Annotated in this window: 12 protein-coding genes; 1 reads left to right on the forward strand and 11 read right to left on the reverse strand. The window is 54.8% G+C overall.

The annotated features are described in order from the left end of the window. Positions 1-59 precede the first annotated feature (59 nt). Together AC3WOK_RS06245 and AC3WOK_RS06250 are read right to left on the reverse strand one after the other, a co-directional pair. Positions 60-1,112 (reverse strand): TIGR01620 family protein, encoded by a 1,053-nt coding sequence (locus AC3WOK_RS06245; protein ID WP_492354181.1) that lies wholly within the window; start codon positions 1,110-1,112, stop codon positions 60-62. After that, positions 1,109-2,506 (reverse strand): YcjX family GTP-binding protein, encoded by a 1,398-nt coding sequence (locus AC3WOK_RS06250; RefSeq protein ID WP_063956581.1) that lies wholly within the window; start codon positions 2,504-2,506, stop codon positions 1,109-1,111. Before AC3WOK_RS06250 ends, AC3WOK_RS06245 begins: the two co-directional genes overlap by 4 nt. A gap of 155 nt (positions 2,507-2,661) precedes the next feature. On the opposite strand from AC3WOK_RS06250, the gene AC3WOK_RS06255 reads away from it, so the two are divergent. Then, the gene (locus tag AC3WOK_RS06255) at positions 2,662-3,672 is read left to right on the forward strand and encodes a LacI family DNA-binding transcriptional regulator (RefSeq protein WP_063956583.1); all 1,011 of its coding nucleotides are present in this window, start codon (positions 2,662-2,664) and stop codon (positions 3,670-3,672) included. Positions 3,673-3,706: 34 nt separating this feature from the next. Here AC3WOK_RS06255 and AC3WOK_RS06260 read toward each other — a convergent pair whose 3' ends face one another. From AC3WOK_RS06260 to AC3WOK_RS06300, 9 genes are all read right to left on the reverse strand, one after another. Further along, entirely contained in the window at positions 3,707-4,621 is a 915-nt protein-coding gene (locus AC3WOK_RS06260) for an OmpG family monomeric porin (protein ID WP_063431278.1), read from the reverse strand. Between the two features lie 66 nt (positions 4,622-4,687). Then, entirely contained in the window at positions 4,688-5,770 is a 1,083-nt protein-coding gene (locus AC3WOK_RS06265) for an ABC transporter ATP-binding protein (protein WP_063431280.1), read from the reverse strand. 13 nt (positions 5,771-5,783) lie between these two features. Beyond that, entirely contained in the window at positions 5,784-6,449 is a 666-nt protein-coding gene (gene pgmB / locus AC3WOK_RS06270) for a beta-phosphoglucomutase (protein ID WP_492354182.1), read from the reverse strand. Further along, on the reverse strand, positions 6,439-8,718 hold the full coding sequence (locus tag AC3WOK_RS06275; protein WP_492354183.1) for a glycoside hydrolase family 65 protein: 2,280 nt from the start codon (positions 8,716-8,718) through the stop codon (positions 6,439-6,441). Before AC3WOK_RS06275 ends, pgmB begins: the two co-directional genes overlap by 11 nt. Next, positions 8,712-9,779: a D-glucoside 3-dehydrogenase gene (ycjS, locus tag AC3WOK_RS06280; RefSeq protein WP_264437648.1), complete on the reverse strand. Its 1,068-nt coding sequence runs from the start codon at positions 9,777-9,779 to the stop codon at positions 8,712-8,714. The genes AC3WOK_RS06275 and ycjS overlap by 7 nt, the downstream gene beginning before the upstream one ends. Before the next feature lie 2 nt (positions 9,780-9,781). Next, a complete protein-coding gene (ycjR, locus tag AC3WOK_RS06285; protein WP_492354184.1) occupies positions 9,782-10,570 on the reverse strand; it encodes a 3-dehydro-D-guloside 4-epimerase in 789 nt (262 codons plus the stop codon). 16 nt (positions 10,571-10,586) lie between these two features. Further along, complete coding sequence (gene ycjQ, locus AC3WOK_RS06290) at positions 10,587-11,639, reverse strand: D-guloside 3-dehydrogenase (protein WP_492354185.1); 1,053 nt, start codon at positions 11,637-11,639, stop codon at positions 10,587-10,589. Between the two features lie 31 nt (positions 11,640-11,670). Continuing rightward, positions 11,671-12,513: a carbohydrate ABC transporter permease gene (locus tag AC3WOK_RS06295; RefSeq protein ID WP_059309892.1), complete on the reverse strand. Its 843-nt coding sequence runs from the start codon at positions 12,511-12,513 to the stop codon at positions 11,671-11,673. Beyond that, a complete protein-coding gene (locus AC3WOK_RS06300; RefSeq protein WP_063431292.1) occupies positions 12,500-13,381 on the reverse strand; it encodes a carbohydrate ABC transporter permease in 882 nt (293 codons plus the stop codon). The genes AC3WOK_RS06295 and AC3WOK_RS06300 overlap by 14 nt, the downstream gene beginning before the upstream one ends. Between the last annotated feature and the right edge of the window lie 22 nt (positions 13,382-13,403).

The following is a 13,403-nucleotide window of genomic DNA, read 5'->3' on the forward strand; positions in this document are numbered from 1 at the left end:
CGATCAGGAAGATGGCTGTCAAGAAATATTGACAGCCAGCACGATTAGTGAACAAAACCTCACGGGGCAGGTTTTTTATTGAGCGTTTCTTTGAGCTGGCCGATCAGTTCACGCCTGAAATCCCCCAGCCGGGGCTTATCGCCATCGATCCAGGGCAGCGGACGACAGACTTCCATCGCTTTAATTCCCAGACGTGCGGTTAATAATCCGGCACCGATACCCTGGGCGGCACGGGTAGAAAGACGCGCCGCAAGATCCTGCGACATCCAGTCCATTCCCACTTCGCGCACCAGCTCACTCGCGCCGGCAAACGCGATATTGAGCAGAACCAGTTTAAACAGTCTGAGCCGGCTGTAGTAACCCAGCTCTATGCCGTAAAGGTTAGCGATACGGTTGATCAGGCGCAGGTTACGCCAGGCGATAAAGGCCATATCGACCAGCGCCAGCGGGCTGACGGCGATCATCAGCGTTGATTCCGCCGCAGAACGGCCAATCTCGCGTCGCGCCTGAGCATCCAGCACCGGCTGAACCATATGTGAATAGAGCGTCACCACTTCCCGATCGTTCTGGGTTTCATGAATGGCGGCATACCAGCGCTGAAGCGCCGGGTGCGACTGATCGATCCCGGCCTGGCTGGCCAGCTTTTCACAGAACGCACGGCCTTTGCCGGTGCCGTGACTGTGGAGCAGATCCCGGGCGACGTCACGCTCATGCGCGCGCTGTCGCAGACGCCAGAGCCGACGCCACTCGGTGGCAACCGACCCGACGCCCGCCCCCACAATCAGCGCACCCGCGGCACACCCGCCCAGCGCGACCCAGTCCTGGGTTTGCCAGGCATTCATGGTCCACTGTACGCCCTGCCCAATCACGCTTGCGCCAAACAGCGCCAGACCCGCGGTCACCATTCTACGCCACAGGCTGCGTTTCGGACGCAACGCAGCTTCCACGGCCGCCTCCGCGGGACCTTCCTCAACGTCAGGCTCCTCCGTCAGCGCCGGGGCAAAGTTATCAGCCTGCGTGCCGCTGAACGTCTGCGCCATTTTAAACGCCTCCTGCTGCTCATGCTCAAGCGTTCCGGTAAAGTCTATACGCGGTTTTAACGGTTCCGTCATCGCAATTTATCTCCAATCAAAAACTCCAGCGCCGCATCCAGACGGATGTGCGGTAACGGCCGGTCGACGCTCATGACCTGCGGACGGAAGGCTTCAAACTGGAAGCCCTGGCTCTGCCAGAAGGCCGGGCCCGGCAGCCGCGCGGGCACTTCGCCCGGATATACGGTAAGCGCTTCGCCGTCGCTGAGTCGATTTCCGCGTAATGCGGGTATTTTCTCGCCGTTGAGGTCAATCAGGCCGCTTTGCGTCGCCTGCACGGACGCGAGCCCCAGGCAATCCATGCTGATCCCTTCGAAGGCGGCGTTTTGCCAGGCGTCCTGCACCAGCTGCTGCAGCAGCGACACCATATTGGCATGCTGGTCGACCGTAACGTGATCGGCTTTGGTGGCCGCAAAGAGCAGTTTGTCGATCACCGGTGAGAACAGACGACGGAACAGCGTCCGCTGCCCGTAGTGAAAACTTTGCATCAGCTGCGTCAGCGCGAGGCGCATATCGTTGAATGCCTGTGGCCCACTGTTAAGCGGCTGCAGGCAATCCACCAGCACAATCTGGCGGTCAAAACGCAGAAAGTGGTTTTTATAGAATCCCTTGACCACTTTCTCACAGTAGTAATTGTAACGCTCGCGCAGCATTCCGGCGTTGGTGTGCCTGTCGGCCTGCGCCAGCTTCGACTCGCCAGCCCCATCCACATCCGGCCACGGGAAGAACTGAAGCGCCGGCGCGCCCGCTAAATCACCCGGCAGAACAAAACGCCCCGGCTGAATGAAGTGCAGCCCTTCCTGCTTACATTGATGCAGATACGCCGTCCAGGCTTCGGCAATGGCCGCCAGGCGGTTTTCATCTGCCGGGGCAAGCGGGTCTAAGCCTGCGCACAGCTGACGCCATTTGGCCGACCACCCGGCGCGCTGCCCCTGCAATAACCCGGTCATCTGCCGGGACCAGCTAAGGTAGTCCTGCGCCAGCATCGGCAGATCGAGTAGCCATTCGCCGGGGTAATCGACGATTTCAAGGTACAGGGTGGAAGTATCCTTAAAATGGCGCATCAGGGATTCATTGGAGCGGAAACGCAGCGCAAGGCGAATTTCACTGACCCCTCGCGTCGGCGTCGGCCACGTAGGCGGATCGCCATAAAGCTGCGCCAGCCCTTCGTCATAGGTAAAACGTGGAATGCCAAAATCGCGCTGGGGGACGCGCTTAACGCCCAGCAGACGCTCTTCCCGCACCGCGCCCAGCAGCGGCAGGCGCGCACCTGCGTGCAGGTTCAGTAGCTGGTTCACCATCGCGGTGATAAACGCCGTCTTACCGCTGCGGCTCAGCCCTGTTACCGCCAGACGCAGATGACGGTCAACGCCGCGGTTCATCAGTGAATTGAGTTCGTTTTTAAGTCGCTTCATCGCCGTCCTTCGTTGCCCGGAAGCCTTGAATGCATTGCTTCAGAATACAATAAATGGGGGCAGATCGTTGATTATCAATTCTTATTTATTGCTATTGCCGTTTTCTCTCCAGTAAGATGAACGGCATTGCTGTCAGTCCGGAGTGAGTAAGGTGTATGTCACCCACCATTTATGATATCGCACGGGTTGCGGGCGTATCGAAATCAACCGTTTCCCGCGTTCTGAATAAACAAACCAATATTTCTCCCGAAGCGCGTGAAAAAGTGCTGAAGGCGATTGACGAATTAAATTATCAACCCAACAAACTGGCCCGTGCCCTGACCTCTTCGGGTTTCGACGCCATTATGGTTATTTCGACCCGCTCAACCAAAACCACCGCCGGTAACCCTTTTTTCTCCGATGTCCTTCATGCCATTACGGCAAAAGCGGAAGAGGAAGGTTTTGATGTTATTTTGCAAACGTCAAAAAGCAGTGAAGACGATCTGCTGAAATGTGTAAGTAAAATAAAACAGAAGATGATCAAAGGGATCATTATGCTAAGTTCACCGGCAAATGAATCCTTTTTCAGCACGCTGGATCCCTATGGCGTACCGGTAGTGGTCATCGGTAAAGTAGAAGGTGATTATCGGAATATATATTCCGTCGATACGGATAATTTTCATGACAGCGCAACGCTGACGGAAACCTTTATTAAAAATGGTCGCCGTAAAATTGCCTGTCTGCATGCGCCACTTGATTATCATGTTTCGATTGATCGTCTTGCAGGCTATAAAGCCAGCCTGGAAAAGCATAACATTGCCCTTACACCGGGCTGGATCATGGATGGAGGATATACCCATGAGAGCGCGCTTGCGGCGGCGCTTGAATTATTATCCTCACCCACTCCGCCTGATGCGGTTTTTGCTACCGACAGCATGAAGTTACTCAGCCTCTATCGCGCGGCGGATGAGTTAAATCTGATGATCCCAGAGCAGGTAGTGATAGCCGGATACAGTGACCCGATGCTGTCTCTCATTTTAACGCCAGCGCCGGGCGGCTTTGATATTCCCACCCGTAAGCTGGGTGAAGAGAGTTGCGATCTTCTTTTCAGGCGTATTGCCGGCCATCCCGCCCCGCAAAAAGTGCTTGTTGATACCCATTTTTTGTTGGCTGCCTCACTTCGCTAAAACCAGGGGCTTAATGCCCCTGGCGCGCCGTTGGTCAGAACGCGTAGTTTACGCCAACACCCGCATAGTGGAAGCGGTCGCTTTCGCCTTCATCATGGTTTTCCCACTCGTAGGCATATTCCAGCGTCATGGATAAACCATTGTTGAAATCATAGGCGTAGAGGAGACCGAGCCGGTTGAAATCATGTCCTTCACGCTCGGGATCGTCCTGCCAGTCCCAGTTAGACCAGCGGTCAAGCCCCAGGCGGGTATAAGGCGTGAGCGTGGTCTGGCCTAACGAAATGGGCAGATACGCACGAATTTCCTGCGTCGAAAATTCGCCGTTATTACGAGAGCTGTCCATATTAAATCCACGTTCTAAATAGTAATTCACTTTTGCTGCAAAGGTTTCGTTAATGGTCCAGGTGAAGCCCGTTTCGGTTTCGACGCGGCTGTCAGCATAGCCGGTTTTCTCCAGATCGTTGGCGAACTGATACATGGCAAACCAGCCGCCAAAACGCCAGTCGTCGGTTAATTTAATATCCCAGTCAGGCTGAACCTTATAGCGCTGCATATTTGCACTGCCGTCCTTCGCGCCGTGTTCATCTTTGAAGTGATAGCCATAATTACGGAAACCGCCGGTCAGGCCGAGTGTGAAATCTTCGGTGCCGATAAAGCGATAGCGTAATTCAAATTCAGGACGATCAAAATAGGTGCCGCGGGTCATACTGCTGTAATCAACCGGTCCTTCCTGATACATTGCCAGCGAAAGCGTCCACGCATCCCAGGTTGCATTAAACCACACGGAAGGTTCATATAATCCATCTTTATCGTCGCCCTGACCTTCGACGTTTTCAATTTCATACATTGCACCAATATTAAATTCCCACTGCTTAGCTGTTTCTGATGCTTGTGCGTAGCTAACCCCTGCGCACAGAACGAGCGCAGCACTTTTTAGTAGAGTACTCATTAAATATTCCCTTTATAAGTAACAAATAAAAAAACCGGAAATTTTCATTTCCGGCGAACACCTTTCTTATCTAATAGCCGCTTCGGTTTCAGCGTCGAAGAAATGGCACTTATTCATATCGAACTGAATGCCGATATTATCCCCTGCGGCATAATCATTCGCGGCTCCAGCGCGAACAACCAGCTCATGCCCGCCAACGGTGGCATAGAGCATGAACTCCGCCCCCGTCAATTCGGCTACGCTGACTTTCGCAGCAATGTCGTCATCACGGTTCTGAAGCGTCAGAATATCTTCCGGGCGGATCCCAAAGACCACGGCTTTACGCTGATATCCCGCGTTATTGAGCGCCGCGAGCGTCTCTTCCGGGATCGCCAGGCGCAGGGTTTCCGTCACGAAATAACGATCGTCCAGCGCGCCGCGAATAAAGTTCATGGCAGGTGAGCCGATGAACCCTGCGACAAACATATTCGCCGGTTCGTTATAAACCTGCTTCGGTGCCCCCACCTGCTGAATAATGCCATCCTTCAGGATAACGATGCGGGTAGCCATCGTCATCGCTTCCGTCTGATCGTGGGTCACGTAAATCATCGTGGTATTGAGCTTCTGATGCAGCTTGCTGATTTCAGCCCGCATCTGCACGCGAAGCTTGGCATCAAGGTTGGATAACGGCTCATCCATCAGGAAGACGCCCGCTTCGCGCACGATTGCCCGGCCTAACGCCACGCGCTGGCGCTGGCCGCCCGACAACGCACCCGGCTTACGCTTGAGATATTCCCGTAAACCGAGGATCTGGGCCGCCCAGTTAACGCGCTCCTCAATCACCGCGGGCGCAATTTTTTGCATTTTCAGGCCAAACGCCATGTTGTCGTAGACCGTCATGTGCGGATAAAGCGCATAGTTCTGGAATACCATGGCAATGTCGCGAGACTTGGCTGGCACGTCGTTCATGCAAACGCCGTCAATGACCAGTTCACCCGCGGAGATCTCTTCCAGCCCCGCAATCATGCGCAGCGTCGTCGATTTGCCGCAGCCTGACGGACCGACGAAAACGATAAACTCTTTGTCCTCAATGTCGAGATTGAAATCCTTAACCACGTGGACCTGGTTATCGTATATTTTCTGAATATGTTTCAGTGACAGTTGGGCCATTGTTAATTCCTTATCAATACGTCCGGGATGCCCAGAAATCGGTCAGGCATTTCCAGGTCAGTTCCCGCGTTGAATGAAGCTGTAAACCCGCATGGATCAGGCCAGAGCCAATCCCAACTGATAGCATTCCCGCGGCGTTGATCGCCTCAACGCCGGCGGGGGCATCTTCAATCCCCATGGCCGCTTCAGGACGGACATTCAGACCTGCGCAGGCTGCGAGGAAGATCTCCGGGTCTGGTTTCGAACAGACAATAAGTGAGGCATCGGCGCAAAAATCAAAAGCGTTCTGAATACCCAGCGCATGCAATATTCCAGGCGCATTCAGGGAAACGGAGGCGAGCCCGATTTTGACCTTCGCCGCACGTATTTCCGCCAGTACGTCGCGGATGCCGGGAAGCAGAGAGTCCTGCGTCAACGACGCCAGAGACTGGACATAAAGCGCATTTTTTTTACTCGCAAGCGCCAGACACTGTTTGTCGCTAAACGCCCCCTCTTTTGCACCCTGTCGCAGGATCCGCTGCAAAGATTCCATGCGGCTAATTCCCTTCAGCTCCTCGTTGAAGGCCTCATCGATGGAAATGCCAATCTCCTGCGCCACGGCACGCCAGGCAAGAAAGTGCAGATGCGCGGTATCGGTGATAACACCATCAAGATCGAATACAACGGCTTCAGGCTTCATGGCTGGCCTCCGTGGTAGCGGTCCCATTAAAAGATGCAAGAAATTCCCTACGCGTCAGTGTCTGCCGCGCCGATATGCACACCGTTTTACCCCACAGGGTTAACGTGACGGGCGCGGTGGTATCGATGGTTAAAACGTCATTTTCAAACGTGAAGCGCAGCCGTGCGTTCCGCCAGCGCAACGGAAAAGCAAGTCTTCGCCAGTGGACTGGTAATTTCGGCGCAAGATGCAACTCCCCTTCCATAATCTGCATACCGGCAAATCCCTGAATTACGCCGGACCAGATCGCGCCGGTGGCTGCGGCATGAATACCGTCATCACTGCTGTGCGGATCGTCCCCCAGATCGATAGCGACACCATCACGCCAGAAGGCATAGGCTCCTTCGGTATCACCACAGCGGGCAGTCACAATGCCGTGAATGGCCTTGCTCAACGAAGAGTCATGGATCGTACGGGGCTCGTAGAACGCCAGGTTGGCGACACATTGCTGCGACGTAAACCGCTCTGGCAACAGGTAGTTAAGCATCACCACATCAGCCTGCTTTAGGATCTGCATCTCGTTCACTTCCGCGCGGGAATAGTCGAGCAAAATGGTCTGCTTACCCGCTTTCTCTTTATAGCGACTCAAATCGATAGCAGGTTTCGCCATGAAGGTGTCATCCTGTGGGATCACACCGTCTGAATTGGCCTCCGGCAGCCATAAGCGCGTCAGGAACCGTGTGGCATTCTGCGTAAAACCTTCATCATCGTGCCCAAACATCGCCATAAACCGGCACGCGCAGGCAACGTTATGCCAGGCCAGATAGTTGGTATAGGCGTTATTGTTCACGTGCTCGGTGTATTCGTCCGGTCCAATCACGTCATGGATTTCCAGACGACCATTGATATCCGTTACGCGCCCCATCCAGAAGGCGGCGGTTTCCATCAGCAACGTCAGACCTTCATTGCGCATAAAGGCATCATCGTGCGTTGCCTGCCAGTACGCGACGACGGCCCAGGCGATGTCCGCCACGATGTGGTGTTCCGCCAGCGCGGAGGCCACCTTCTGGCGCGTGCCCGTTCGGATGTTAATGGCGGCAAACTCCGGCGTCTCCTCCTGACCGCTCGCAGCACTTTCCCACGGGAATAGCGCACCAGGCCAGCCGTTGCGACGGGCTTTTTCCCGCGCCCCGGGCAGGTTGATCCAGCGATAACGCAGCAGGCTACGGGCGACCTGGGGACGCGTGAAGAGATGGAAAGGCAGCAGAAAAATTTCGGTATCCCAGAAGACGTGGCCTTTATACCCCTCTCCCGTCAGCCCTTTGGCGGCGATACTGCTTCGCTCATCATGGGCTGGCGTCATGGTGGTCAGATGCCAGACGGCATAATCCAGCGCGATCTGATCCTGGCGTTCCGCTGACGTCACTTCCACCCGAGCGTCAAGCCAGACCTCTTTCCAGGCATACGATGAGCTCTCAAGCAACGCATCGTAGCCCCTTGCCGCACAGACTTTGAGATCGGCCAGCGCGTCGCGAGCGAAAGACTCCTGCAACAGGGTTTTATCACTGCGATGCGTAACCCAGACGATTTTCTCGAGCGTGACAGTGTCACCCCGCGCAATCGTCAGCGAATGATGAACGCTGAGACGACGATTTTTAGCGGTGAAACAGCTGTCGCTCTTTGTTGAGAGCTGGCAAAACGCCGACACAACAACATCTGAGACTCGGTCCTGCGTTTCATACACGCCCTGCATGTAATGCTGGTCGAACACTCTGACCGACATTTCATCCAGATGCTGTCTGCCGCTATTGGTTTGCGTTGCGTCAATGCCGGTTTTCAGTACCACCTGCGAGGCTGCATCAAGGGGCGTGATCGAAAGCTGCATTGCCGCTAACGGCAGCTGGTCCAGCGATACAAAACGACGACTCTCCAGCCGATAGCGTTTCCCGTCGGGTGAGCGCCAGAGGACGCTGCGACGGAGTTCGCCATTGGCAAACGCCAGCTCGCGCTGCCACTCAAGGATATCTCCTGAAAGCAGGGTGAAATTGACGCCATCCAGCTCAACATCAATACCGGTAATGTCTGGCAGGTTAATCAGTTCAGTGGTCTCGTTACGACCCGCCTGATGATAAAGGCCCGCCAGATACATGCCTCGGGTTTGCCGGGTGTAATCTTCTTCGTGCGTAGCGCGGATCCCCATGTAGCCATTACCGCAGGCCATGATGGAGGCGTATTTATTCAGGCTGTGTGGACAAAAGCCCGGATCGGTTAAGACAGACACGTTTAGCATAACGTCACGCTTTCCCCTGTTTCTGCTGATTCATACAGCGCGGCGACAAGCTGCTGGATAACCAGCCCCTGCTCTGCATCAGCAATCATGACGGGCTCTCCCTGCACATGCCGTACAAAGGCATCCATACTGCGCAGATGGCGCTGGTCATCAGCTTCCTCACGCTGCGTGAGGGTGACTAAAAGACCGGCCTCGTCGTTGTAGATGTGCGCCGGGAACAGCGTGGCCCCCGCCTTTTCACCGCAGAATGCGACGTTCATGATCGATTGCTCACGAATATTGAGCGCAAACGACGTATCCAGACGCAGAATGCCGCCGTTGCAAAATTCAATGGTGCCAAACAGGGCATCTTCAACGGTAAACTGAGCGGGATCCCACGCGCCAAACTGGCCGCTGCTTTTGCGGTTTCCCAGCCTCTGGAAGCTATGCGCCGTCACCCTTTTTACCGCCGGGAACCCCAGGACGTACATCGCGGCATCAAGCATATGAATGCCGATATCAATCAGAGGTCCTCCGCCCTGTAACGATTTGTTGGTGAAGACGCCCCAGCCCGGCACTCCGCAGCGCCGAAGCGCCTGGGCCGTGGTGAAATAAATTTCACCCAGCGCACCGTTCATCACGGCCTCACGCAGCAATTGCGTATCAAGTGCGAAACGATGGTGAAAATCATACGCCAGCACTTTTCCCGCCTTGCGCGCGGCGTTACGCATCCGTTCGGCCTCTTGCGGGGTCATTGCCGGCGGTTTTTCGCACATCACGTGGCAGCCTGCTTCCAGCGCTGCCATAACGTGTTCAAAATGAAACCGGTTAGGTGAACAAACGCTCACCACATCCGGCTTAACCGCCCCGAGCATCTCTCGCACGTCATGCCATGCAGAAGGGATGGCATGACGTTCCGCAAATGCCTGTGCCTGTTCGGGGTGGCTATCCATGACAGCCACCATCTGAACATCACCGCGCGTGGCGTAGTACGAGGCATGTACTTTTTCCGCGACCTGCCCGGCGCCAATTATGGCGACGCGCAGTAGCGAAGGTGTTGAAGGACTCATCGCGCTCGCCATCCTTAGCATTCACGCAAATAAGTCAGTGAATCCTGGTAAGCCTGAGCCGGATCGTCGGCGCGAACACGGCACTCGTAAACCACATAGCCCTGGTAACGATCCGCGCGCAGCTGATCGAACAGGCTGGCAAAATCCAGGCTACCGCTTCCCGGCTGATAGCGATGATTATCGGCAATGTGGACGTGGCCAAGCAGATCCCGGTTGCGATGCAGCGCCTCCGTCAGCGAATCTTCTTCGATATTCATATGGTAGAAGTCGCCGATGATCTGTACGTGCTTCAACGCATTCTCTTCGATATAGCGACGCGCGTCCGCCAGGGTGTTGATCATGTGATCCTGGTAGCGGTTCAGCGGTTCAAGATAGACGGTCGTTCCGGTGCGCGCCGCCACCTCATCCAGCCAGCGTAGCGAAGCGCTCACCGCTTTGCGGTCGCCTTCAAGGCTGCGTGGAGAGGTCATCGGTGGCAGGCGGAAGGTAAACATCCCCCACGCGGCAGGCACGATAATGCCCTTTCCGCCCACTTCCGCCAGGGCTTCCAGAATGCGTTCAATCTGAGTTAAACCGTTCAGACGACGTTCTTCAATAAAGTCGCCAATCCAGCCATCATATCCGCCGCAGGCCGTTGTCACCGGCAGCCCCGTGGCGTGGATAGCCGCTTTCACCTCATCGAGGTTCTCAACCAGCAGTTTGCCGTCAATTTCAAAGCCATCAAAACCCATCGCTTTGATGTACTGGAACTTCTCCAGAATCGAGGTTGGGAAAAAGGCCTGGTTTTGGGTTGCGATTTTCATTGTTGCTCTCCTTAGCTTAAAAAGTGACGCCCATTTTGATGCTCAGTTCAGGATGCCGATCGACATACTGCATGTAGCTTTCAGCGCTGGAGGCAAAGGTGACCACAGGGTCGATCAGGTCCTCGCAGTTGAGATAACCGTTCATCAGCAGTTCCCAGCAGGTCTCTTCAATACGTTTGCGGTTCCAGCGTGGATAATCCGGATTGGGTTCGCTGCAGGCGCGCGAGAAGACAATCTTCGCGTTATTGAAATGCGCTTCGCGACCGAGATTGAAGCCTTCTGCGAACGGCTTCGCGAAGGCGACGTAGGAGATGGTGCCGCCGTAGGCGAGTCCTCGCAGCGCGGACTGTAGGGCATCTGCAAAGCCGCTGGTTTCGATGATAACGTCCGCACCCTGCTTTCCGGTCAGCGTTTTAATTTCAAGACCGACATCAGTACCGATCGGATTAAGGCAGTGGTCTGCCCCGTGACGACGGGCAATTTCGCAACGATGTGCGATAGGATCGACGCCGATGACGATTGACGCGCCGGCTTTTTTCGCCAGTTGGATCGCGATCTGTCCAATCGCCCCAAGCCCCACCACCACCACAAAATCACCCACCCGCACGTTGGCATCGCGCACGCCGCTCATCGCAAACTGCGCTGGATCGTAACAAACGGCGTTTTTCCAGGAGGCGCCCTGCGGCATTTTGCGCAGCTTGTAGTTGTTAACGGCATTCACGATAACCGTCTCCTGCAGCGGTGCGTAGCAGCAGACGCGATCGCCTGTCTGGTATTCAGTGACGTCATCACCGCATTCGATGATGTCACCTACAATCATATTGCCCAGTTGGAACTTACCGAATTCGATCCCGCGCGCCGAACCCTCTTCACGCGGGGTAAACATCTGCCACTCCGCGTTGAACTCTTCATCGATAAACGGACTTGCCGCACGGAAATCCACCACTTCAGTTCCATGTTTTGGTGCGCCAAAGCGTGCACGAACTTTCACTTCATGTACGGCAACCGGACGATCTTCATATTCCACCAGCGCCGCCACACGAGGCGCTGTTGCAACTAACTTTTTCATGACTTGCTCCTGGTTAAAAATATTGGCCGCCTCAGCCCTTAACGCCGCCGGCGGTCAAACCACTTTTAATAAAACGTTCAGACAGGGCGTACATGATGACCACCGGAAGCGCCGTCACCAGCGATGCCGCCATCATGCGACCCCAGATATAATCTGGCGTGCTAAAGAGCGTATTCAGCCCAACCGGCAGCGTGAAATTGCTGGCGCTGGACAGGAAAATGGACGCAAACAGGTAGTCGTTCCACGCCACCATAAAGCAGTAGACGAACACCGATACGAGGCCGGAAATCGCCAGCGGCACGGTGATGCGAAAGATGATTTGCAGACGGTTGAGGCCGTCCATCATCGCGGCTTCTTCAATCTCGTCCGGAATGGTGTCGAAATAACTGCGCAGCATGAACACCGCTGTCGGTAACGTCTGGGTCACCATGGTGATAATCAGCGCCAGCTCGGTGTCGTAGATCCCCAGAGCAGTGATGATTTTGAACAGCGGTACCACCAGCAATATCCCGGAGAACATGTAGACGGTGTAAAAACTCGCATTGATCGTCGTGCGGCCCTTAAAACGCAGCCTGGATAAGGCGTAAGCCCCCAGCGTGCCGAGAAACACGGCAATCACCGATGAGGTCAATGACACCACCATGCTGTTTCTGAAATAGTCCACGAACGGAAAAATCAGCGGGTTAAAAATGTCGACGTAATGCTGCAGCGTCCACTCCTGCGGCAGTATGGTCGGGTGAAGCGATATCGCCTCTTTCGCGCTCTTTAAGGACGTCATTAACATCACGAAGAACGGGAACAGCGTGATGACCAGAAACACCGCCAGCCCCAGATAAAAACCAATACGACCCAGCACGCGTTTATTTGTTGCCATTGAGGTTAACCCTTTTTCTGGTCAGCAGAATCACCGCGAAGATGATCACGAACAGCACGACGGAGATAGCCGCTGCCTTACCCAAATCGTTGAAAGCGAAGGCAGTTTTGTAAAGATAGACGCCTAAAATATCGACCTTGGTCGTCAGCAGGTAGACATCCGCAAACATGTAGAACATCCAGATAGTGCGCAGCGTGACCACCGTTGCCAGCACCGGCATAATCGCGGGCAGCGTGACGATGCGAAAACGCTGCCAGGCATTTGCTCCGTCCATTTCAGCGGCTTCATACAGCGATTTATCAATGGTCTGCAAAATTGCCAGGAACGAAATGAACGCGTACGGGAAGTAACGCCAGATGGCGAACAGCACCACCAGCACAAAGCTGCTGCCAGGATTGTCAAACCACAGCGGGGCCTGCTCATACAGATGCAGCACGTCAACGCCCAGATAGTTCACGATGCCGTAGCCGTTGTTGAACATGTATTTCCAGGCAAATACCAGCGAAATGGACGGGGTGACATAGGACAAAATCACCAGCGAACGCGCCGTTTTTCGCAGACGAAACTCCCGGTTAAAGAAGATGGCTACGGCCAGCCCCAGCACCGTGCTCCCCATCACGACCAGTGCCGTGTACCAGAACGTCATCCACAGCGAATGCCAGAATGCCGCATCACTGAGAATGCGAATGTAATTGTCGAGCCCGACAAACACAGCGTTAATGCGCGGGTTAAGCGGCAAGCGTAAAAAACTGATTTCAATATTGGAAATCATCGGCCAGGCCACCAGGCCCCCCAGTAAAATCAGGCTGGGGGCCAACAGCAGCATGGCGAAAGGCATATCTGAACGACCAGAAAACAACGTCTTCATAATTTCCTTCCGCAAAGCGCTC

This window comes from Enterobacter sp. FW301-JW81, assembly GCF_058788735.1.

What these genes read in the sequence shown, in the direction of transcription:
- AC3WOK_RS06245 (WP_492354181.1), bottom strand. Translation starts at nt 1,112, where the DNA reads ATGACGGAACCGTTAAAACCGCGTATAGACTTTACCGGAACGCTTGAG.
- AC3WOK_RS06250 (WP_063956581.1), bottom strand. Translation starts at nt 2,506, where the DNA reads ATGAAGCGACTTAAAAACGAACTCAATTCACTGATGAACCGCGGCGTT.
- AC3WOK_RS06255 (WP_063956583.1), top strand. Translation starts at nt 2,662, where the DNA reads ATGTCACCCACCATTTATGATATCGCACGGGTTGCGGGCGTATCGAAA.
- AC3WOK_RS06260 (WP_063431278.1), bottom strand. Translation starts at nt 4,621, where the DNA reads ATGAGTACTCTACTAAAAAGTGCTGCGCTCGTTCTGTGCGCAGGGGTT.
- AC3WOK_RS06265 (WP_063431280.1), bottom strand. Translation starts at nt 5,770, where the DNA reads ATGGCCCAACTGTCACTGAAACATATTCAGAAAATATACGATAACCAG.
- pgmB (WP_492354182.1), bottom strand. Translation starts at nt 6,449, where the DNA reads ATGAAGCCTGAAGCCGTTGTATTCGATCTTGATGGTGTTATCACCGAT.
- AC3WOK_RS06275 (WP_492354183.1), bottom strand. Translation starts at nt 8,718, where the DNA reads ATGCTAAACGTGTCTGTCTTAACCGATCCGGGCTTTTGTCCACACAGC.
- ycjS (WP_264437648.1), bottom strand. Translation starts at nt 9,779, where the DNA reads ATGGCGAGCGCGATGAGTCCTTCAACACCTTCGCTACTGCGCGTCGCC.
- ycjR (WP_492354184.1), bottom strand. Translation starts at nt 10,570, where the DNA reads ATGAAAATCGCAACCCAAAACCAGGCCTTTTTCCCAACCTCGATTCTG.
- ycjQ (WP_492354185.1), bottom strand. Translation starts at nt 11,639, where the DNA reads ATGAAAAAGTTAGTTGCAACAGCGCCTCGTGTGGCGGCGCTGGTGGAA.
- AC3WOK_RS06295 (WP_059309892.1), bottom strand. Translation starts at nt 12,513, where the DNA reads ATGGCAACAAATAAACGCGTGCTGGGTCGTATTGGTTTTTATCTGGGG.
- AC3WOK_RS06300 (WP_063431292.1), bottom strand. Translation starts at nt 13,381, where the DNA reads ATGAAGACGTTGTTTTCTGGTCGTTCAGATATGCCTTTCGCCATGCTG.